Source organism: Nocardia heshunensis (assembly GCF_054782115.1).
The window spans coordinates 592,314-612,703 of record NZ_BAAGTC010000002.1; the positions used below are offsets into that span (position 1 = coordinate 592,314).

Here is a 20,390-nt window from a genome sequence, read left to right on the forward strand (position 1 = left end):
GGCGGCGTTCCGAGTTTCGGTGATGAGGGATTCGCGCTCTCCGGTCGATCGCGGAGGCCGACGTTGCGGCACTGTCGCAGGGGGCAGCGAGCCGTGCGTGCTGGCAAGCGCGACACGGAGGGTGACCGCGCAGGCCGGGTGCCGGTCGGAGGCTGATCCGATGGCGGCGGCCGTTTCCCCGCTCGTCGGTGCGGCCATCTCGTCGCTCGACGGAGTGGGCACTGCCGTGCTAGCAAGGTGGGATGACCGCCACTGTCGACGACGTGGTCGCCGTCGCTGATTCACATCGATCGGAACTGCTCGCCTACTGCTACCGGATGACCGGCTCGCTGCACGATGCCGAGGATCTGGTGCAGGAGATTCAGGTGCGCGCCTGGAAGGGCGCGAAATCCTATGACCCGCAACGGGCTTCGATCCGGACCTGGCTGTATCGGATCGCCACCAATGTCTGCCTGACCGCGCTGGCGAGCGCCGAAAGGCGGGTGCTGCCGGTGGATTTGGCGGAGCCGAATCCGGTGGTGGGGCCGGGCCGCCTGCCACCCGCCCGCGAAATCCCTTGGCTGGAACCGTTTCCGGATGCGATGCTCGGCGACGGCGACCCGGCCGCGGTGGTGGCGGCGCGCGAGAGCGTGCGGCTGGCTTTCGTGGCCGCGTTGCAGCATCTGCCGCCGCTGCAACGTGCGGTGCTGATCCTGCGGGATGTGCTGGCGCTGCGGGCCGCCGAGGTGGCCGGGTTGCTCGACACCACGACGGCGGCGGTCAACAGCGCGCTCCAGCGGGCCCACGCCCAGCTGCCCGATATCGACGCCGGTCCCGGCGAACTCCCGGATGCCGAGCAGCGCGAGTGGCTGGCCCGCTATGTCGAGGCCTTCGAGACCATGGATATCGATGCGCTGAAGCGGATTCTGCGCGAGGACGCCCTGCTGCAGATGCCGCCCTTCGTGGCCTGGTTCCACGGCCGCGATCCGGTCACGGCGTTCCTGGCCGGGGTCTTCGCCCGCGGCGAGGGCTTCCGCATGGTGCCGGTCCGGGCCAACGGCCGCCCGGCCCTGGCCACCTACGTCACCCTCGACGGCGAGGTCTTCAAGGCGGCGAACCTGCACGTGCTGACCCTGGACCGTGACGGTATCGCGCGCATGGATCTGTTCCACGACCCCGACCTGTTCCGCCTCTTCGACCTCCCGGCCTGGCTCTGACCCGCGTCGGGTCCGGCAGAAACCGGGAAATAGACTCGGGGAAGAACGCCGTGTGTCCCGGTGTTGCAGCAATGGCCGCGAGTATCCGGCGAATTCGATTGAGGAGTCCGAAGACGTGTCATCGCATGCCTCCCTGCCGCCCCTGGTGGAGCCTGCGGCGGAGCTGACCCGGGACGAGGTCGCCCGCTACAGCCGCCATCTGATCATTCCCGACCTGGGTACCGTCGGTCAGAAACGTTTGAAGAACGCGCGCGTGCTGGTCATCGGCGCGGGCGGGCTCGGCTCCCCGGCGCTGCTGTACCTGGCCGCCGCGGGCGTGGGCACGCTGGGCATCGTGGAGTTCGACGAGGTGGACGCGTCGAACCTGCAGCGCCAGATCATTCACGGCGAATCCGACATCGGTCGTTCCAAGGCCGACTCCGCGCGCGACTCGATTCTGGAGATCAATTCCGGAATCAACGTGGAGCTGCACAAGATTCGCCTCGAGCCCGACAATGCGATCGAGCTGTTCGCGCAGTACGACCTGATCGTCGACGGCACCGACAACTTCGCCACCCGCTACCTGGTCAACGATGCCGCCGTGCTGGCGGGCAAGCCGTACGTGTGGGGTTCCATCTACCGCTTCGAGGGCCAGGTCTCGGTCTTCTGGGAGGACGCCCCCGACGGCCGCGGTATCAACTACCGCGACCTCTACCCGGAGGCCCCGCCGCCGGGCATGGTCCCGTCCTGCGCCGAGGGCGGCGTGCTGGGCGTGCTGTGCGCGTCCATCGGCTCGATCATGGTGACCGAGGCGATCAAGCTGATCACCGGCATCGGCGACCCGCTGCTGGGCCGTCTGATGGTCTACGACGCACTCGACATGAGCTACCGCACCATCAAGCTGCGTCGCGACCCCGAGCGTGAGCCCATCACCGAGCTCATCGACTACGACGCGTTCTGCGGCGTGGTCTCCGAGGAGGGCCAGGCCGCCGCGATCGGTTCCACCGTGACCGCGCGCGAGCTCAAGGAGATGCTCGACGCGGGTAAGGAGGTCGCCATCATCGACGTCCGCGAACCGGTCGAATGGGACATCGTCCGCATCGAGGGCGCAACCTTGATCCCCAAGGACCGCATCCTCTCCGGCGAGGCCCTGGCAGAACTCCCGCAGAACACCCCGATCGTCTTGCACTGCAAGACCGGAATCCGCTCGGCGGAGGCGCTGGCGGCGTTGAAGAACGCCGGTTTCTCCGACGCCACCCACCTCCAGGGCGGAATCATCGCCTGGGCCAACCAGGTTGATCCGTCGCTGCCGGTGTACTGAGCGAATAGGGGTCCGGGAGTAGGTCTTCCGGGCCCCGGTTTGCGGTCGTCACTCACCAAATTTCCGGCAACTTCCCGAGTTCGTTCCGGGTGGTCGGTTATCCGGTGTGGCGTCCGATTCCCGCCTCTTTACGGCGGTACCGTACGCGCGTGACCATGACTGCTGTGGAACCTCCCGAGCACGTGCGCTCGACCTTCGGGTTGCGCGAGGAAGCGCCGGTTCCGCTGGGCAATTGGGACGGCGGCTGGCGACTCGGTGACGTGGTGTTGAGCCCCGTGACCGATCACGCGCGGGCCGCTTGGTCGGCGAAGGTGCGTGAGACGCTGCGGGTGGACGGGATTCGTCTGGCCCGCCCGGTCCGCGCCACCGACGGCCGTTATGTCGTATCCGGTTGGCGCGCCGACACCTATCTCGAGGGACTGCCGGAGCCGCGGCACGACGAGGTGGTGTCGCTGTCGCTGCGCCTGCATCAGAAGACGGTGCAACTGGAGCGCCCCCGCTTCCTGGCCGCGCAGCCGGTGGCCCCGTGGGCGGACGTGGATGTGTTCGCGGCCTCGGATCGCGCTGCGTGGGAGGCGGTTCCGCTGCGCAGCCTGAAGCTGGGCGGCATGCTGCCGTCTACCTCGCCCGACGGTGACCGCAGCCTGACGCTGATCACCCAGCTGTCCACCCTGCGTAAACCGGTGAGCACGCCGCCACAGCTGGTGCACGGGGACCTGTTCGGAACCGTCCTCTTCGCGAGCGGTTTCGCACCCGGTCTCACCGACATCACCCCGTACTGGCGGCCCGCCCCGTGGGCGGCGGCGGTGATCGTGGTCGACGCGCTGTCGTGGGGCGGCGCCGACGACGGTCTGCTGGAACGCTGGGCAGACCTACCCGAGTGGCCGCAGATGCTGGTGCGCGCGGTCATGTTCCGGCTGGCCGTGCATGCCCTGCACCCGCGCTCCACTCCCGAGTCGTTCCCGGGCCTGTCGCGCACCGCGGACATGATCCGCCTGCTGCTGTAGCCGATCGCACGCAGGAAGAAGGCCGCACCGGGCGACGATTCCGGTGCGGCCTTCGCAATCCCCCGAGGGGAGGGGATCTTTGGAAGAGCGCGCTTCCAAAGCTTGTGTCGTGCTCTAGACGTTGGCGTGCGCCAGCGAGGGCACGCGTCCGACGGCGAAGGACGACCGCAGGTAGAACCACCAGGTCAGCGCGCCCATGGCCAGGTACGCCACCACGTAACCCCAGAACGCCGGATTCATGCTGTGGTAGTGGGTGTTCGACAGTCGCAGCGCCTGCTGCAGCACCCAGCCGCCCGCCGCGCCGACCGCGCCGATGACACCGATCGCCGCGCCCGCCTGCCGCTTCGCCGATACCAGCGCCGCCGCGATGTCCCCACCGGTTTCGGAGGCATGCTTACGCGCCTCGGCGGTGAAGATCATCGGGATCATCCGGTAGGTGGAGCCGTTGCCGATGCCGCTGAACACGAACAGCAGCAGGAACGAGATCAGGTACAGCGGAAAGCTCTTGGCGGACAAGGACGCCACGATGAGCGCGGCCGAGATCGCCATGCCGCCGAACACATACAGCGTGATCTTCGCGCCGCTGAGCTTGTCGGCGATCCACCCGCCGAACGGGCGGCTCATGGATCCGACGAGCGCGCCGAGGAAGGCGAGGTTGCCGAGCGTGCCCATCCAGCCGATCTTGGCCAGGCTGGGGAAGTTGGCCTTGAGCAGCGTCGGGAAGGCGAAGGAGAAGCCGATGAAGGAACCGAAGGTGCCGACGTAGAGGGCGGCCATCACCCAGGTGTGCGGGTTCTTCAGGGCCAGTTTGTAGGACGACCCGTCGGACTTGGCGCCGGACAGCGAGTCCATGTAGCGCAGCGCGCCGAACAGGGCGATCAGGATGAACGGAATCCACATGAGCACCGAGAGGGTGATGCCGAAGCGGTACCCGCCCGGGTTCTTGGCGAAGATGTGCGTGCCCAGGGTGATGATCAGCGGCACGAACAACTGGGTCTGTGCCACACCGAGATTGCCGCCCGCGGCATTGATGCCCAGCGCCGCGCCCTTCTTGCCCTCGGGGAAGAAGAAATTGATGTTGGCCATCGAGGAGGAGAAGTTGCCGCCGCCGACACCGGCGAGGGCCGCCAGCACCATGAACACCCACATGGGCGTGGTCGGGTGGTTGATGAAGTAGGCGATGCCGAGGGTGGGAATGAGCAGCATGGCCGCGCTGAACGCGGTGAAGGCCCGGCCGCCGAAGCGCGGGATGGCGAAGGTGTAGGGCACCCGCAGCGCCGCGCCGACCAGGGTCGGGGTGGAGGTGAGCAGCAGGGCGTTGTTCACCGCGTCGGGGTTCTTCGCACCCAGGAAGGCGAATCCGGCCGAGCCCATGGCGGTCACGATGCTGGCCCAGATGACCCAGATGCTGAATCCGAGGTTCTCCGCGAAAACCGAGAACATCAGATTCTTGCGGGCGGTTTGTTTACCCCCGTTTTCCCAGAATTCATTGTTGTCGGGTTCCCACCGGTCGATCCACCGGCCGCGTCTCTGGAAGGTGAAGGCGGTGTCGGGTGCCTCTACTACGGTTGCCATGAGCAGCTGTCCTCTCGGCTGTCGCGACCGCCCTCATCAATCGGTCCCCGGTCAGGGAGGGGAACCGGTGCGGTCGCGTCAACCGTAGGAACTGCTTTTTACGTCTGAATGGCTTTTGGTGACAGGAGCGGTAATTCCAGCTCACTTTTCGAAGTCGTGAGCGGTGACGTTCCGGTTACTCGAATTTTGTATCAAGCGTCCGGTATTCGGCCATCAGCGAGTTGAGGAAGCAGTTCGCGGTGCGGGCCGCGCGTTCCGGATCGCCGTCGATGACCGCCTGCACGAGTTCCGCGTGCTCCTCGTGATAGGTCTCGCCCTCGCGTTCGGACCGGAACCGGATCCCCTCGGCGATGACGGGCAGCAGCGAATCGTAGAACTCCAGGTATACCGCATTGTGGCTGGCGACGACGATCGCGCGGTGCAGTTGCACATCGGCCTCGATGGCGGCCTCGAAGTCGGTGTCCCAGAACCGGGTTCGATCCTCGACCAGTCGCCGCAGGGTTGCCATATCGGTCTCGTCGCGACGGGTGGCGGCCAGCCGGGCGGCGGTGGTGTCCAGCGCCTGCCGTAGTTCGAGCAGATCGCGCTGATGCGCGTCGGCGAAGTAGGACGACAGCGTCCCGCCGAGGCTGGAGGTGGAGATGACGTAGGTCCCCGACCCCTGTCTGCGTTCCAGCATGCCGGCATGCACGAGCGCCTGCACGGCCTCGCGCACCGTATTACGGCCGGTGCCGGTGAGTTCGGTGAGTTCGGGCTCGGTGGGGATACGCGAGCCGACGGCCCAACGGCCGGAACGGATTTCGGCACGAAGCTGCTCTGTCACCTGGGCGATGAGGCTCGTGCGCCGGACTGGTTGCACGGGGGACAGCGTACCCTGCCTCACATTCGTTGCATCACATCATCGGGTCATCCTATGATTTCGTGGTGACTGCGACGATGGATGAGACGATGACAACCGCGCGGGGGACCGCCCCCGCGCCCCGCCGACCCGCCGCCATCGATCGCACCCCGCTCCCGCACGAACTCTCCAAGCGCTCCCTGTTCGAGGGCCGCCTGCTGGTCTTCGCCGCGATCGTCATGTCCGCGCTGACGTTGCGCGTGGCCGTGACCGCATTCACCCCGCTGGCGGGTCGGATCGGCGAGGACATCGGCTATTCCACCGCGGTCGTCGGCGTGTTCGGCATGCTGCCGACCGCCATGTTCGCGCTGGGCGGCCTGATCACGCCGATCATCTCGCGTCGCCTGGGCCTGGAGATGACGGCACTGGTCGCCATGCTGATGACCGGTGTCGGCCAGGTGCTGCGGGCCATCGTGCCCAATACTTGGGAGCTGCTGGCCTTCTCGGCCTTCGCGCTGGCCGGTATGGGCATCGGCAATATCGTGATCCCGCCGCTGGTGAAGCGGTACTTCTCCGATCGGCTGGCGACGCTCAGCTCGGTCTACATCGTGATGGTGCAGCTGGGCACCGTGTTCCCGGCGCTGATCACGGTGCCGATGGCCGACGCACACGGCTGGCGGGTCTCCGTCGGCATGTGGGCCGCGCTGGCCTTCGCCGCCGCGCTGCCGTGGATCGCGGTGCTGCAGGTGCGCCGCCGGCGCGCACTCGTGGACACCACCGAATTGGCTTCGGAGGCAACCGTATTGCCCGCGGAGGGCGCGACCGGCAAGGTGTGGCGCTCGCCCCTGGCCTGGGGCATGGCCTTCATGTTCGGCATGACCTCGCTGATCACCTACTCGCTGTTCACCTGGATGCCGACCATCTTCAGCGACTCCGGGGCCAGCGCCTCCTTCGGCGGCAGCATGGTCGGTATCTTCGCCCTCATCGGTCTGGTCGCCGCGCTCGGTGCGCCGGTTGTGGTGGGCCGCATGGCCAATCCGTTCCCGGTGGTGATCGGCTGCGCGGTGTTCTTCCTGATCGGTTTCGCCGGTCTACTCTTCGCGCCGATGGCCGCCCCGCTGCTGTGGGTGCTGGCGCTGGGCCTGGGCCCGTCGACCTTCCCGATGGCGCTGACCCTGATCAACCTGCGCACCCGCACGGGTGCCGGTTCGGCCTCGCTGTCCGGTTTCACCCAGGGTGTCGGTTACTCGGTGGCATGCACCGGTCCGCTGCTGTTCGGTGCGCTGCACACGATGACCGGTGGTTGGCTGGCGCCCTTCGGTTTCCTGGTGCTCGCCGTCGTGGTGCTGATGGTCGGCGGCTGGGTGGCGTGCAAGCCGCAGCTGTTGGAAGACACCTGGAACTAGCGGTTCTCCGCCATTCGAAGAATTTCACCGTTCGAGTTGCCGAGCCGTGAGGTTGGGGCCATGCTGTGTGGCAAGGCTCTCACCTCACGGCTCGAATTCGTCTTTCCTGGCGATATGTAGCCGGTGGAAACCGTTGCGTCACATGGGTGAAACATAAGCCCACTTCTCACGCCGAGTGGTCGGATTTCGTGAGCAACCGTTGATTTAACGGTCATTCCGCGCAGCATCACCGCAATACCCGTTTTCTACCTTGAGGCAATCCAGATTTCAGGAGGGCCTCTTGTTGACGACGCTGACCCGCAAGCGCGACATCGAGCATTGGGATGCCGAAGATGTCGCCGCTTGGGAAGCCGGTGGTAAGAACATCGCGCGCCGCAATCTGATCTGGTCGGTGTTCGCCGAGCACGTCGGGTTCTCGGTGTGGTCGATCTGGTCGGTCATGGTGCTGTTCATGCCGACCGCGACCTTCCACATCGACCCGGCCGGGAAGTTCTTCCTGGGCGCGGTGCCCACCCTGGTCGGTGGCCTCGCGAGGATCCCGTACACCGTGCTCACCGCCAAGTTCGGCGGCCGCAACTGGACGATCGTGAGCGCGCTGCTGCTGCTGATCCCGACGCTGCTGGCGCTGTACTTCATCAACCAGCCGGGCACCTCCTACACGACCTTCCTGATCGTGGCGGCCTTCGCGGGCCTGGGCGGCGGCAACTTCTCCTCCTCGATGTCCAACATCAACGTCTTCTACCCGCAGCGGCTCAAGGGCTGGGCCCTGGGCATGAACGCGGGCGGCGGCAATATCGGTGTGCCGGTGGTGCAGCTGATCGGTCTGGCGGTGATCGCGACCCTGGGCAACGCCTACGGCAATGCCTCGGTGGTGTGCGCGGTCTACCTGGTGCTGATCGTGGTCGCGGCCATCGGCGCGGCGCTGTTCATGGACAACGTGAAGAACCAGAAGGCCGACCTGTCCTACATGCTCAAGGCGCTGAAGGTGCCGCAGTCGTGGGCCATCGCCTTCCTGTACATCGGTACCTTCGGTTCGTTCATCGGCTACAGCTTCGCCTTCGGCCAGGTGCTGCAGATCAGCTTCAAGGCGGGCGGCGCGAGTGTCGCCGCGGCCACCCTGCATGCCGCGCAGATCGCCTTCATCGGCCCGCTGCTGGGTTCGCTGGCCCGCCCGTACGGCGGCAAGTGGGCCGACCGCATCGGCGGCAGCAAGGTCACGCTCTACACCTTCCTGGCCATGACGGCGGCGGCCGTGGTGGTCGCGGTGTCCTCCACGATGGGCGATCACGCCGGGTACCCGAAGGGCGGCGTGATGGTGGCGCTGATCATCGGGTTCACCGCACTGTTCGTCATCTCCGGTATCGGCAACGGGGCGGTCACCAAGATCATCCCCTCGGTGTTCGAGGCGAAATCCCGTTCGCTGGAAGGTGGTTCGGCCTCCCGTGCAGCGTGGGCCCGCAATACCTCCGGTGCGCTCATCGGCTTCGTCGGCGCCATCGGCGCGTTGGGCGGTGTCGGCATCAACCTGGTGCTGCGTTCCTCCTACGCCTCCACCAAGTCCGCGACCACCGCCTTCTGGGTCTTCATGGCCTTCTATGTGGTGTGCGGCCTGGTCTGCTGGGCGGTCTTCATGCGCCGTCCGAGCCTGCGGGCTCTCTCTCCTGAAACCACCGACGCCGATGTCGTCGTCGAGGCCGAAGCACTGGTGCTCGAGGCCGAATCCGGCACCGCCGGAACCGATTCCCCGTCCACCTCGTCGGCTCGCGCCTGACGTCCATTCGCGAAAGAGGGACCGTCATGACCCACAGCATCGAACGCAAAACCGTCGTCGTCGTCGGACACGGCATGGTCGGGCACCGCTTCGTCGAGGCGCTGCGCTCCCGCGACGAGGCCGGGACCTGGCAGGTCATCGTCCTCAGCGAGGAGAAGCTGGCCGCCTACGACCGCGTCGGGCTCTCGTCCTACGTGGGTACGTGGGAGACCTCCGCGCTGGCCCTGCCCGGCAACGAGTACGCCGGTGACGATCTGGTCGAGGTGCGTCTCGGCGTGAAGGCCGACGCCATCGACAAGACCGACCGCAAGGTCACCACCTCCACCGGCGAGGTGATCGCCTACGACGCCCTGGTTCTCGCGACCGGTTCGTACGCCTTCGTGCCGCCGGTTCCCGGCCACGACCTGCCGGGCAACTTCGTCTACCGCACGCTCGAGGATCTCGACGGCATCCGGGCCGCGGCCGAGGCGGCCGGTCCGGGCGCGGTCGGCGTCGTGGTCGGCGGTGGCCTGCTCGGTCTGGAAGCGGCCAACGCGCTGCGGCTGCTGGGCATGACCCCGCACGTGGTCGAGTTCAACAAGTGGCTGATGCCCGCCCAGATCGACGAGGGCGGCGGCGCGATCCTCGAAAAGCTGGTCACCGAGCTGGGTTTGAGCGTGCACACCGGCGTCGGCACCTCCAGCATCGAAGCCGTCGACGGCGCGCCGGTGGCCGAGCAGCTCAAGGTCACCTTCTCCGACGGCAGCGAATTGCGTTCCGCCCTGGTGGTTTTCGCCGCCGGTGTGCGTCCGCGTGACGAGATCGCCCGCAGTGCCGGTCTGACGGTCGGTGAGCGTGGCGGTGTCATCACCGATCTGGGCCTGCAGACCTCGGACCCGAACATCTACGCCATCGGCGAGGTCGCGGCGGTCGAGGGCGTCTGCTACGGCCTGGTCGCCCCCGGCTACAGCACCGCCGAGGTGGTCGCCGACCGCCTGCTCGGCGGCGCGGGTGAGTTCCCGGGTGCGGACCTGTCGACCAAGCTGAAGCTGCTCGGTGTGGACGTCGCGAGTTTCGGTGACGCGCACGGCCGGACCGAGGGCGCGCTGTCGGTGGTCCTGCACGACGCCGCCAAGGGCACCTACGCCAAGCTCGTGGTCTCCGACGACGCCGAGACCCTGCTCGGCGGTGTGCTGGTCGGCGACGCCACCCAGTACTCGGCGCTGCGCCCGCTCGTCGGCCGCCCGCTGCCGGCCGACCCGGCCGCGCTGATCTCCCCGGCCGGTGCGGAACTGGGCGCGGACGCGCTGCCCGACGACGCCCAGATCTGCTCCTGCAACAACGTTTCCAAGGGTTCCATCTGCGGCGCGATCGCCGACGGGGCCTGCGACGTGCCCGCCATCAAGAGCTGCACCAACGCCGGAACCTCCTGCGGCGGTTGCGTTCCCATGCTCAAGAAGCTGCTCGAACAGTCGGGTGTGGCCGTCTCGAAGTCGCTGTGCGAGCACTTCTCGCAGTCGCGTGCCGAGCTGTTCCACATCATCCAGTCGACGGGAATCCGCACCTTCTCGGGCCTGATCGCCAAGCACGGCACCGGAACCGGCTGCGACATCTGCAAGCCGACCGTGGCCTCCATCCTGGCCTCCACCTCGAGCGATCACATTCTCGACGGCGAACAGGCCGCGCTGCAGGACACCAACGACCACTTCCTGGCCAACCTGCAGAAGAACGGCACCTACTCGGTGGTGCCGCGGATGCCGGGTGGTGAGGTGACCGCCGACCAGCTCATCACCATCGGCCAGATCGCCAAGGAATTCGACCTGTACGTGAAGGTCACCGGTGGTCAGCGCATCGACCTGTTCGGCGCGCGGGTGGAGCAGCTGCCGCTGATCTGGAAGCGCCTGGTCGACGTGGGCATGGAATCCGGTCACGCGTACGGCAAGTCGCTGCGCACGGTGAAGTCCTGCGTCGGTTCCACCTGGTGCCGCTACGGCCAGCAGGATTCGGTCGGCATGGCGGTGCTGCTCGAAAAGCGTTACCGCGGTTTGCGTTCCCCGCACAAGCTGAAGTTGGCGGTCTCGGGTTGCGCCCGTGAGTGCGCCGAGGCGCGCGGCAAGGACGTCGGCGTCATCGCCACCGAGCACGGCTGGAACCTGTATGTCGGCGGCAACGGCGGTCTGACCCCCAAGCACGCGGTGCTGCTGGCGGGCGAGCTCGACGACGAGACGCTGATCCGCTACATCGACCGCTACCTGATGTTCTACATCCGCACCGCGGACCGCCTGCAGCGCACCGCGCCGTGGCAGGAGGCCCTCGAGGGCGGCCTGGACTACCTCAAGGCGGTCGTCTGCGACGACAGCCTGGGCATCGCCGACGACCTGGAGGCCGCCATGGCCAAGCATGTCGAGGGCTACAAGGACGAGTGGGCCGCGGTGCTCGAGGACGAGGGCAAGCTCTCGCGCTTCGTGTCCTTCGTGAACGCGCCCGAGGAGTCGGACCCGACCATCGGCTTCGACGAGACCGGTGAGCGCAAGGTTCCGGTGCTCCTCGGCATTCCGGACATGCCGGTCGGTATGACCAAGGTCGCCGAGTCCGCCACGCACGGGAAATGACTGCTTAACCGCTTGGAAACAGGACGTCGGTACCAATAGGTACAGGCCGTTCGGAGGAGACTTACCGATGACCGTGATCGACACACCCGGCACCGCGACCAGCATTTCCGGCTGGACCCACGCTTGCCGACTGGACTATCTGATTCCGGGCCGCGGCGTGGCGGTGCTGCTGAAGGGCGGCCGCCAGGCGGCCCTGTTCCTCACGACCGACGGCACCCTGTTCGCCGTCGGCAACATCGACCCCTTCGGCCGGGCGGCGGTCATGTCGCGTGGGCTCGTCGGTGACCGCGGCGGTGTCCCCGTCGTGGCCTCGCCGCTGCTCAAGCAGGCGTTCTCGCTGATCGACGGCCGCTGCCTGGACGACGACTCGATATCGCTGCCGGTCTACGCGGTGCGCGTCGCGGACGGTGTGATCTCGGTGTCGAACGACCCCGTGCAGTTCGCCGGCGGTCCGGCATGACCGAGGTCGACGGCGGTACCCCGCTCGCTGGATTCACGGTCGGCATCACCGCTGCCCGCCGCGCCGACGAACTCGGCACCCTGCTCACCCGCCGGGGCGCGAATGTCGTGTCCGCCCCGGCCATTCGCATCATTCCGCTGGCCGACGACACCGAGCTGGAGCGCGTCACGCGCCAGCTGGTCGCCGACCCGCCCCAGATCACGGTAGCCACCACCGGGATCGGCTTCCGCGGCTGGATGGAGGCCGCGGAGGGCTGGGGCCTGGCCGAGCAGCTGTGCTCGACCCTGGCTTCCAACCGCATGCTGGCCCGTGGCCCCAAGGCCAAGGGCGCCATCCGTGCGGCGGAGCTGCGCGAAGAGTGGTCTCCAGCTTCGGAATCCAGCGCCGAGGTGCTGGATCACCTGCTCGCCCAGGGCGTCGAGGGCGTCCGCATCGCGGTGCAGCTGCACGGCGCGACCACCGAATGGGAGCCCGTCCCGGACTTCTGCGAGGTGCTGCGGATGGCCGGCGCGGATGTCGTGCCCGTGCCGGTCTACCGGTGGATTCCGCCCGAAGACCGCACCCCGATGGACCGCCTCATCGAGGGCATCGTCACCGCCGCACTGGACTGCGTGACCTTCACCAGCGCCCCCGCGGTGGCGTCACTGCTCATGCGCGCCAAGGAGACCGGCCTGCTCGAGGCCGTCCTGCACGCGTTCCGCACCCGGGTGCTGCCCGCCTGCGTCGGCCCGATCACCGCGGCCCCGCTGGAGGAACTGGGCGTCACCACCTCCATGCCCGGCCGCGCCCGCCTGGGCGCGCTGGCCCGCCATGTCGCCGAGGAACTGCCCCGGCGCGCCAATCGAATTCAGGCCGCCGGTCACCTGCTCAGCGTGCGCGGCGGCTGCGTCGTCGTGGACGGTCAGGTCCGCCAGCTGGCCCCCGCCCCCATGGCCCTGATGCGTTCCCTCGCGCGCCAGCCCGGCCGCGTGGTCTCGCGCGAGGACCTCCTCGCGGCCCTGCCCGGCGGCGGCGATGACACCCACGCCGTGGAGACCGCCATCGCCCGCCTGCGCGCGGGCCTGGGCACCCCCAAAGCCATCCAAACCGTCGTCAAACGCGGCTACCGCCTGGCCCTGGACCCGGCCGAATGCATCGACAACCCGCACCCGGAACCGGTGACTCCGCCTGCCCGCCAAGGCTTCCCGACCCATTCGCCGGGTCTGAGCGGCCGCCGGGAGATGCCCGCTCGTCCCGCGGTCGGCCGTCCCGTGCCCGAGGTCCCGCCCGCGACCGGTATCGTTCGCCGCCCCGCGGCTCCTACCGCCATCGGCGGGACCCGCCCGGTTGTGGCTGCCCCGTCGGCCGTTACGCCGCGTTCGTACGGATTGCCCGGCGCGGTACCGGGTTCGGCTCGGAGGCCCTGGTGAACGCGCCGGCGTTGATCCTGGTCGCGCACGGCACCAGGAGTGCGCGGGGTGTGGAGATGATTGCCGAACTGGCGGGAGCCGTGGCGCGGGAGCTGGGTGCTTCGGCGTTCGCGGACGAGATCCGCTACGGCGCACAGACAGGTGCCGGTGCCGATTTCGGGGCCGCATCGGCATCGTTGCGTGAGATCGCGATCGGTGCGCCGCCGCGCGTGCGCACCGCGTTCGTGGATGTGTTGGGGCCGTCCCCGGCGGAGGTGTTGCGGGACCTGGATTCGGTTCCCGCCGTGGTGGTTCCGGCGTTTCTCGCCTCGGGCTACCACGTGTATCAGGATGTGCCGCGAGAGGTGGCCGCGAGTGCGCATGACGCGGTCGCGGTCACCCAGGCAATGGGCCCGGATCCGGCGCTGGCGGAGGTCATGCACCTGCGCCTGCGCGCCGCGGGCTGGCGACCCGGGGACGCGGTGGTCTTCGCCGCGGCCGGTTCGTCGGATTCTCGTGCCCGCCAGGATGTTCAACGGGCCGCGAATCTGCTCTCCGAGCGTATCGGCACGCCCGCCCATCTCGCGTACATCGCGACGGGCGAGCCGCGGGTGCCGGAAGTGGTGGCGGCCGTCCGCGCTTCGGGCGAACGCCGCGTCTTCATCGCGTCGTACCTGCTCGCGCATGGTCTGTTCCATCAGCGCCTGCACGAGGCGGGCGCGGACGGCGTTGCCGAACCGATCGGTATCCACCCGGCCGTGGTGCGTTTGCTGGTAAGTCGCTACGTCTCTGCGACGCACGCTCTTTCGGTCGCTGAAGTCGCCTGAAACGAATCGCCCGAAACTCCGATGGCTTGGCGGTTGGCGAAAGTCGTGCCACGCTTTCTGGTGACATTTCCAAATTGATTGGGAGGACCCCCTCTTGAAGAAATTCGCTGTCACCGCCGGGCTGATCGCCGCATGTGCCGCCGGTACTTTCGGTACCGCTTCCGCCGACGACGGCCAGGGTGTCGTGGTGGGCGTGGACCCCTCGGGCGCTTGCGCTTTCTACCACCTGACCGATGATCAGTGCGCGCAGGCCCTGCAGCCGGGCGTCGGCGCCACCTTCAATGGTCAGGCGTGGACCGGTTACAACGTCGGCGTTCACTGAAACGTCTGAATTTCACAATTCGATGTCGGGGTCGACACCTTCGGGTGTCGGCCCCAATCGTTTGCCCTGTGATTCCGGCCACGATTGCTAGCCGTTCGCTATCGCAATGCAACGTTCTCGGCCCGATCACAGGCCAATCTCAGCGCTTCGAATCCCGTTCCCGCTGACCGGAACCCTTGCGCCCCCGGCCCGCCGCGCTGCGGCAAGATCCTCGCATGCTCGCCGACCACCCCGCGCGCCGCGCCGGACTCGCCTCCCAGGCCGCCGTCCGCGCCAAGCGCAAGGCCGATTGGCTCGCGCTCTTCGCGGCCGACGCCCGCGTGGAGGATCCGGTCGGCATCTCCCCGTACGACCCGATCGGCCACGGACATTCGGGCCACGCGGCCATTGCGGCCTTCTGGGACAAGGCAATCGAACCCAGTAAGATCGAATTCCACTGGACCGATTCCTTCGCCTGCGGAAATGAGTCCGCATTCACCGGCACCATTCGCAGCGCCCGCCCCGAGATCACCGTCGAGGTCGATCTCGTGGCCGTCTATCGGGTGAATGCGGACGGCAAGATCATTGCGCTGCGCGCATTCTGGGAACTGGATCGCGCCCGCCGCACGGCGTGACCCGCGCGTTCGATCGCGGCTATTTCCCGGGCGTCTGTAGTGCCGGGAACCAGATATCGGTCAGGACGGTAGCGGCCTCTTCGGCGGAGACGTCGATCGTGCCCTGCATGGCCCAGCGGGTGAAGAAGCGCTCCAGTTGGGCGACAAGGAGTTCCACGCGCAGGCGGGCCTCGTCCTGGCGGTCGGCGGGCCAGCGCGACAGGTAGGAGCTCATCACGTTTGGCAGGGCCATGATGCCTTCGCGGGCGACCTCGCGGAACTCGGGTTCCAGTGCGGTGGCCTCGTCCCAGGCGGGGAGCAGGTCCTTGTATTCCTGGAACCAGTCGATGGCGCGGCGCATCCAGGCGGCGAATTCCTCGCGGGAGCCGCTGTCGAGGACGTGGTCGAGGTCCTCGTAGAAGTGCTGGACGCTGGGCAGCGTGCCCTGTTCGGCGATGGCGCGCAAGACATCCGGCTTGCCGGTGAAGTGCAGGTAGAAGGTGGCGCGGCTGCAGCCGACGGCGGCGGCGATGTCGTCGACGCGGACCGGCGCGTAGCCCTGGGTGGTGAACAGCCCGGTGGCGGCCTCGATGAGTTTGGTGCGGGTGAGGCGTTTCTGTTCATCGCGCAGTGAGGTGCGGCGGGTGGGTTCAACGTCTGGTCGGGTCACGCCCTGAATGATAGACGCAAGTCGACTCACTAGACACGTTGTCTAGTGAGTGTTAGCGTGTGTGGCACATCACGTCCGGCAGGGGAATGTGACCCATCGCCGAACCAGGAGAGTGAATTGGCTGCGCTATCTGCCCAGAATCGCGAGTTGCCCAGGGTTGCCATCATCGGCGCGGGCCCATCCGGCATCACCACCGCGAAGCGGCTCGCCGAATACGGCATCCCCTTCGACTGCTACGAGGCCTCCGACGAGGTGGGTGGCAACTGGTACTACAAGAACCCGAACGGGATGTCGGCCTGCTATCAGAGCCTGCACATCGACACCTCGAAGTTCCGGTTGCAGTTCGAGGACTTCCCGGCACCCGAGGAGTGGCCGGACTTCCCGCACCACACCCAGTTGCACCAGTACTTCAAGGATTACGTCGAGCACTTCGGGCTGCGGGATCGAATCCTGCTGAACCACAAGGTGATCTCGGCCGAGCGTGACGCCGAGGGCCTATGGGTGGTCAGCACCGACAAGGGCACCACCGAGACCTACGACGTGCTGCTGGTCTGCAACGGCCACCACTGGGATCCGCGTGTGCCCGACTACCCGGGCGAGTTCAACGGTGTGCTCATGCACTCGCACGCCTACAACGACCCGTTCGATCCGATCGACATGCGCGGCAAGCGAATCGTCGTGGTCGGCATGGGCAATTCGGGCCTGGACATCGCCACTGAGCTCTCGCAGCGCTTCATCGCCTCGAAGTTCTATCTGTCGGCCCGTCGTGGCGTATGGGTGCTGCCCAAGTACGTCAACGGCCAGGTCGGCGACAAGCGCTCGATGCCCACCTGGATTCCATCGAGGATGGCGCTGAAGATGAAGCAGCGCTTCGTGGTCAAGAACCGCGGGCACATGGAGGATTACGGCCTGCCCAAGCCGGATCACCTGCCGTTCGAGGCGCATCCCTCGGCCAGCGAGGAATTCCTGCACCGGGCCGGCTGCGGCGACATCACCTTCAAGCCCGCCATCACCAAACTCGACGGCGACAAGGTGCATTTCGCGGACGGCAGCATCGAGGCCGTGGATGTGGTGGTGTGCGCCACCGGCTATCACATCAGCTTCCCGTTCTTCGGCGACAAGGCGCTGCTGCCCGACGAGCGCAACAAGTTCCCGCTCTACCGGCAGATGATCAAGCCGGGCGTCGACAATCTGTTCTTCCTCGGCCTGGCTCAGCCCATGCCGACGCTGGTGAATTTCGCCGAGCAGCAGTCGAAGCTGGTGGCGGCGTACCTGACCGGCAACTACCGGCTCCCGTCGGAGACCGAGATGACCCAGGGCATCCGCGAGGTGGAGGAGAGCCGCTCGGGCCGCTACTACGACTCGCCGCGGCACACCATCCAGATCGAATTCGAGCCGTACGTGCGGGATCTCCAGAAGGAGATGGCGCGCGGCGCGAAACGCGCGGAGGCACACGGGTTCGCGCTGCCCGTGCGGGCACGCGCGGCGTCGGCGCAGGTTTAGGAGGCCGGACAGATGAGCAATGTCGCTGGATTCTGTTCCGACGAATTCGCCGCTGTACGTGCGGCTTTCACTGAACAGGTGGAGTCGGGAGCCGAGCTGGGCGCGTCGGTGTGCGTAACCGTGGACGGCGAGCCGGTGGTCGATCTGTGGGGCGGTTACGCCGACCCGGCGCAGTCCCGGCCGTGGACCGCCGACACCCTGGTCAACACCTTCTCCATCACCAAGACCATGGTCGCGCTGAGCGCCCTGCTGCTGGTCGACCGCGGTGAGCTGGACGTGCACCAGAAGGTGGCGCACTACTGGCCGGAGTTCGCCGCCAATGGCAAGTCGGATATCGAAGTGCGGCACCTGCTTTCGCACACCTCGGGCGTCTCCAGCTGGGAGGCCCCGATCGCGCTGACCGACATCTACGACACCGAGGCAGCCGAGAATCGCCTTGCGACACAGGCGCCTTGGTGGGAGCCGGGCACCGCGTCGGGCTATCACGCCATGAACTACGGCCACCTGATGGGCGGCATCATCCGCCGCATCACCGGCCGCTCGCTGGGCCGGTTCTTCGCCGAGGAACTGGCGGAGCCACTGGGTGCCGACTTTCACATCGGCACCGCCGCAGCCGATTTCGATCGCATCGCGGATCTGGTGCCGCCGGAGCTGCCCGAGTTCGATCAGTCCCTGCTGCCCCAGGACAGCGTCATGTTCAAGACGCTGTTCCAGCCGCTGCTGGACTTCCCCGAATGCGGTACGCCGCAGTGGCGGCAGGCCGAACTGGGCGGCATGGGCGGGCACGGCAATGCCCGCTCCATCGCTCGGCTGCAGTCGCTGATCAGTAATGGCGGGGAGCTGGACGGCCGGAAGTTCCTGTCGGACAAGACCATCGAGCTGATCTTCGAACCGCAGTCCGACGGCGTGGATCTGGCGATCATGTTGCCGCTGCGCTTCGGCATCGGCTACGGCCTGCCGCAGCCGCAGACCGCACCCCATGTGCCCGACGGCAAGGTCTGCTGGTGGGCCGGGATCGGCGGCGCGATGGTCGTCAACGACCTGGAGCACCGCGTCACCTTCGCCTACGCCATGAACCGGATGGCGGCCGGCCTGATCGGCTCCGATCGGGCCGACGCCTACCTGAAGGCGACCTTCGACGCGGTCCGGGGGCGGGCATGAGGCGCGCCATCCCAGAAATTGGTACGGCGGCACCAAAAGTTTCCGGTTCCCTCCCGCGCCACCGGCTCGCTGCGGCAAGCTGCGAAGGTTCGCGCATCGACACCCGAGGACTTGATTCATGACCAATGCCATTGATCTCCAGGCGCTCGCGGCACAGGTCGCGGGCAAGCTGACCGGGCCCGGCGGGCCGTTCGAGATGGGGGTCGAGCAGGTGCTGGGCGCGCCGCAGCCGGTGTTCACCCATCGCCACGGTTCGCTGCTCGAACTGCTGGAAGACTCCCGCGAACTGGGCGACCTCGACTATCTGGTGTCGGCGCGCACCCGCTACACCTTCGCCGAGCACTACGCGGCGGCCGGTGCGCTGGCCGCCGCGCTGGCGCAACGCTACGGCGTCGGCAAGGGTGACCGCGTCGGCATCCTGGCAGCCAACGCCCCCGAGTGGGTGCTGACGTTCTGGGCCGCGCAGCGGCTGGGCGCGATCCCGGTCGGCTACAACGCCTGGTGGGTGCCGCGCGAGATCGCCTACGGCCTCGAGCACTCCGCCCCGAAGGTGGTGATCGCCGACGCCAAGCGCGCCGCGCTGGCCGCCGAGACCGGCACCGACATCCCGGTCCTCACCATGGAGACCGATCTGCCCGCGCTGATCGCGGAATTCGCGGGCGGCAATCCGAGTGCCGAACTCGGCGAGGACGATCCGGCGATCATTCTGTACACCAGCGGCACCACCGGCCGTCCCAAGGGCGTGGTGCACACGCAGCGCAATATGGTGGCCGTCGCGGACTACCACCGCTTCATGGACGCGCTGGCGGCCGGTTTCCGTGGCCAGAGCTGGGACGGTTCTCCGGCCGCGCGCCGCTACCTGGCCACCATGCCGCTGTTCCACATCGCGAGTCTGCACAACCTGTCGATCCCGCGGCTCACCACCGGTGACGCGGTGATCTTCCCGACCTCCGGCGAGTTCGACGCGGAATCGCTGCTGGCACTGGTCGAGGCGGAGCGGGTCACCAACTGGGCGGCTGTTCCGACGCTGGCGAGCCGCATTCTGGCCGTGGACATCTCGAAGTACGACCTGTCCTCGCTGACCGCGTTCTCGCTGAACTCCGCACCGGCGTCCCCGGCACTGGTACAGCGGCTGCGCGAACGCTTCCCGGTCGCCCTGCAGGGCCTGACCACCAGCTACGGCTGCACCGAGTCCGGGACCGCCGCGACCGTCGCCACTCCGCCGGAGTTGGCCGCCGACAACGAGACCGTGGGCCGCGCGGTCGTCGGTGTCTCGCTCGAGGTCCGCGATCCCGACGGCAAGGTGGTGCCCGACGGCGAGGAGGGCGAGATCTGCATCCGCAGCCCGTACGTCATGTTCGGCTACTGGAACAACGAGGACGCGACCGCCGCGGCCATCGACCCGGACCGCTGGCTGCGCACCGGCGACTTCGGCACGCTGCGCCAGGGCAAGCTCTACATCTCCGGCCGTCGTTCGGATCTGATCCTGCGGGGCGGCGAGAACGTCTATCCGCAGGAGATCGAGAACGTCCTCGACGAGCATCCGGCGGTGCGCGAGTCGGCCGTGATCGGCGTCCCGCACGAGGACCTCGGTCAGGAGGTGGCGGCGATCGTCGTTGTGGACCAACCGGATTCGGTGGGTGAGGACGAACTGCGCGATCATGTGGCCAAGCAACTGGCCTACTTCAAGGTGCCCGCCCGCTGGCTGGTCACCGCGGAACCCCTGCCGCGCAATGCCACCGGCAAGGTGCTGCGCCGCGATCTCTCAACGGGGGAGTGAAT

The 20,390-nt window shown here is 67.5% G+C and carries 17 protein-coding genes; 14 read left to right on the forward strand and 3 right to left on the reverse strand.

What is annotated here, in order from left to right; all coding sequences use genetic code 11:
* Positions 1-242 precede the first annotated feature (242 nt).
* The 3 genes from ACYVN4_RS02840 (at position 243) to ACYVN4_RS02850 (ending at position 3,503) form a co-directional block, all read left to right on the forward strand.
* The gene (locus ACYVN4_RS02840; protein ID WP_460717627.1) at positions 243-1,196 is read left to right on the forward strand and encodes a sigma-70 family RNA polymerase sigma factor; all 954 of its coding nucleotides are present in this window, start codon (positions 243-245) and stop codon (positions 1,194-1,196) included.
* Between the two features lie 115 nt (positions 1,197-1,311).
* Positions 1,312-2,496: an adenylyltransferase/sulfurtransferase MoeZ gene (gene moeZ / locus ACYVN4_RS02845; RefSeq protein WP_460717628.1), complete on the forward strand. Its 1,185-nt coding sequence runs from the start codon at positions 1,312-1,314 to the stop codon at positions 2,494-2,496.
* A gap of 155 nt (positions 2,497-2,651) precedes the next feature.
* A complete protein-coding gene (locus tag ACYVN4_RS02850) occupies positions 2,652-3,503 on the forward strand; it encodes a TIGR02569 family protein (protein ID WP_460718345.1) in 852 nt (283 codons plus the stop codon).
* A 114-nt stretch (positions 3,504-3,617) separates the two neighbouring features.
* Here ACYVN4_RS02850 and ACYVN4_RS02855 read toward each other — a convergent pair whose 3' ends face one another.
* Together ACYVN4_RS02855 and ACYVN4_RS02860 are read right to left on the reverse strand one after the other, a co-directional pair.
* Positions 3,618-5,078, reverse strand: coding sequence for an MFS transporter (locus ACYVN4_RS02855; protein WP_460717629.1), 1,461 nt, complete (start codon positions 5,076-5,078; stop codon positions 3,618-3,620).
* A gap of 175 nt (positions 5,079-5,253) precedes the next feature.
* Positions 5,254-5,937 (reverse strand): FadR/GntR family transcriptional regulator, encoded by a 684-nt coding sequence (locus ACYVN4_RS02860; protein WP_460717630.1) that lies wholly within the window; start codon positions 5,935-5,937, stop codon positions 5,254-5,256.
* A gap of 218 nt (positions 5,938-6,155) precedes the next feature.
* Between ACYVN4_RS02860 and ACYVN4_RS02865 the strand changes: the two genes are divergently transcribed.
* The 8 genes from ACYVN4_RS02865 (at position 6,156) to ACYVN4_RS02900 (ending at position 15,295) form a co-directional block, all read left to right on the forward strand.
* Complete coding sequence (locus ACYVN4_RS02865) at positions 6,156-7,322, forward strand: MFS transporter (protein ID WP_460718346.1); 1,167 nt, start codon at positions 6,156-6,158, stop codon at positions 7,320-7,322.
* Between the two features lie 280 nt (positions 7,323-7,602).
* Entirely contained in the window at positions 7,603-9,093 is a 1,491-nt protein-coding gene (locus ACYVN4_RS02870) for a nitrate/nitrite transporter (protein WP_460717631.1), read from the forward strand.
* 38 nt (positions 9,094-9,131) lie between these two features.
* The gene (gene nirB / locus ACYVN4_RS02875) at positions 9,132-11,684 is read left to right on the forward strand and encodes a nitrite reductase large subunit NirB (protein WP_460718347.1); all 2,553 of its coding nucleotides are present in this window, start codon (positions 9,132-9,134) and stop codon (positions 11,682-11,684) included.
* A 67-nt stretch (positions 11,685-11,751) separates the two neighbouring features.
* Positions 11,752-12,144 carry a nitrite reductase small subunit NirD gene (nirD, locus tag ACYVN4_RS02880; protein ID WP_460717632.1) on the forward strand — a complete coding sequence of 131 codons (393 nt, stop codon included), beginning with the start codon at positions 11,752-11,754 and terminating at the stop codon, positions 12,142-12,144.
* Positions 12,141-13,553, forward strand: coding sequence for a uroporphyrinogen-III synthase (locus tag ACYVN4_RS02885; protein WP_460717633.1), 1,413 nt, complete (start codon positions 12,141-12,143; stop codon positions 13,551-13,553). Before nirD ends, ACYVN4_RS02885 begins: the two co-directional genes overlap by 4 nt.
* The gene (locus tag ACYVN4_RS02890; protein WP_460717634.1) at positions 13,550-14,359 is read left to right on the forward strand and encodes a sirohydrochlorin chelatase; all 810 of its coding nucleotides are present in this window, start codon (positions 13,550-13,552) and stop codon (positions 14,357-14,359) included. The genes ACYVN4_RS02885 and ACYVN4_RS02890 overlap by 4 nt, the downstream gene beginning before the upstream one ends.
* 94 nt (positions 14,360-14,453) lie before the next feature.
* The gene (locus ACYVN4_RS02895) at positions 14,454-14,681 is read left to right on the forward strand and encodes a hypothetical protein (RefSeq protein WP_379362329.1); all 228 of its coding nucleotides are present in this window, start codon (positions 14,454-14,456) and stop codon (positions 14,679-14,681) included.
* A 215-nt stretch (positions 14,682-14,896) separates the two neighbouring features.
* On the forward strand, positions 14,897-15,295 hold the full coding sequence (locus ACYVN4_RS02900; protein ID WP_460717635.1) for a nuclear transport factor 2 family protein: 399 nt from the start codon (positions 14,897-14,899) through the stop codon (positions 15,293-15,295).
* A 19-nt stretch (positions 15,296-15,314) separates the two neighbouring features.
* Here the strand turns inward: ACYVN4_RS02900 and ACYVN4_RS02905 are convergent, their stop codons facing one another.
* Positions 15,315-15,944 (reverse strand): TetR/AcrR family transcriptional regulator, encoded by a 630-nt coding sequence (locus ACYVN4_RS02905; RefSeq protein WP_460717636.1) that lies wholly within the window; start codon positions 15,942-15,944, stop codon positions 15,315-15,317.
* Positions 15,945-16,091: 147 nt separating this feature from the next.
* On the opposite strand from ACYVN4_RS02905, the gene ACYVN4_RS02910 reads away from it, so the two are divergent.
* The 3 genes from ACYVN4_RS02910 to casG all read left to right on the forward strand — a co-directional run bounded on the left by ACYVN4_RS02910 (position 16,092) and on the right by casG (position 20,388).
* Positions 16,092-17,447, forward strand: a complete 1,356-nt coding sequence (locus ACYVN4_RS02910) for a flavin-containing monooxygenase (RefSeq protein ID WP_460717637.1) — start codon at positions 16,092-16,094, stop codon at positions 17,445-17,447.
* 12 nt (positions 17,448-17,459) lie between these two features.
* Positions 17,460-18,608 (forward strand): serine hydrolase domain-containing protein, encoded by a 1,149-nt coding sequence (locus ACYVN4_RS02915; RefSeq protein WP_460717638.1) that lies wholly within the window; start codon positions 17,460-17,462, stop codon positions 18,606-18,608.
* Between the two features lie 118 nt (positions 18,609-18,726).
* Positions 18,727-20,388: a steroid-24-oyl-CoA synthetase gene (gene casG, locus ACYVN4_RS02920; protein WP_460717639.1), complete on the forward strand. Its 1,662-nt coding sequence runs from the start codon at positions 18,727-18,729 to the stop codon at positions 20,386-20,388.
* Positions 20,389-20,390: the final 2 nt, after the last annotated feature.

Bases quoted from the DNA above. Each gene is read 5' to 3' on its own strand.
- ACYVN4_RS02855 (WP_460717629.1), bottom strand. From the start codon at position 5,078: ATGGCAACCGTAGTAGAGGCACCCGACACCGCCTTCACCTTCCAGAGA.
- ACYVN4_RS02915 (WP_460717638.1), top strand. From the start codon at position 17,460: ATGAGCAATGTCGCTGGATTCTGTTCCGACGAATTCGCCGCTGTACGT.
- ACYVN4_RS02885 (WP_460717633.1), top strand. From the start codon at position 12,141: ATGACCGAGGTCGACGGCGGTACCCCGCTCGCTGGATTCACGGTCGGC.
- ACYVN4_RS02865 (WP_460718346.1), top strand. From the start codon at position 6,156: ATGTCCGCGCTGACGTTGCGCGTGGCCGTGACCGCATTCACCCCGCTG.
- ACYVN4_RS02840 (WP_460717627.1), top strand. From the start codon at position 243: ATGACCGCCACTGTCGACGACGTGGTCGCCGTCGCTGATTCACATCGA.
- ACYVN4_RS02850 (WP_460718345.1), top strand. From the start codon at position 2,652: ATGACTGCTGTGGAACCTCCCGAGCACGTGCGCTCGACCTTCGGGTTG.
- ACYVN4_RS02900 (WP_460717635.1), top strand. From the start codon at position 14,897: ATGCTCGCCGACCACCCCGCGCGCCGCGCCGGACTCGCCTCCCAGGCC.
- casG (WP_460717639.1), top strand. From the start codon at position 18,727: ATGACCAATGCCATTGATCTCCAGGCGCTCGCGGCACAGGTCGCGGGC.
- nirD (WP_460717632.1), top strand. From the start codon at position 11,752: ATGACCGTGATCGACACACCCGGCACCGCGACCAGCATTTCCGGCTGG.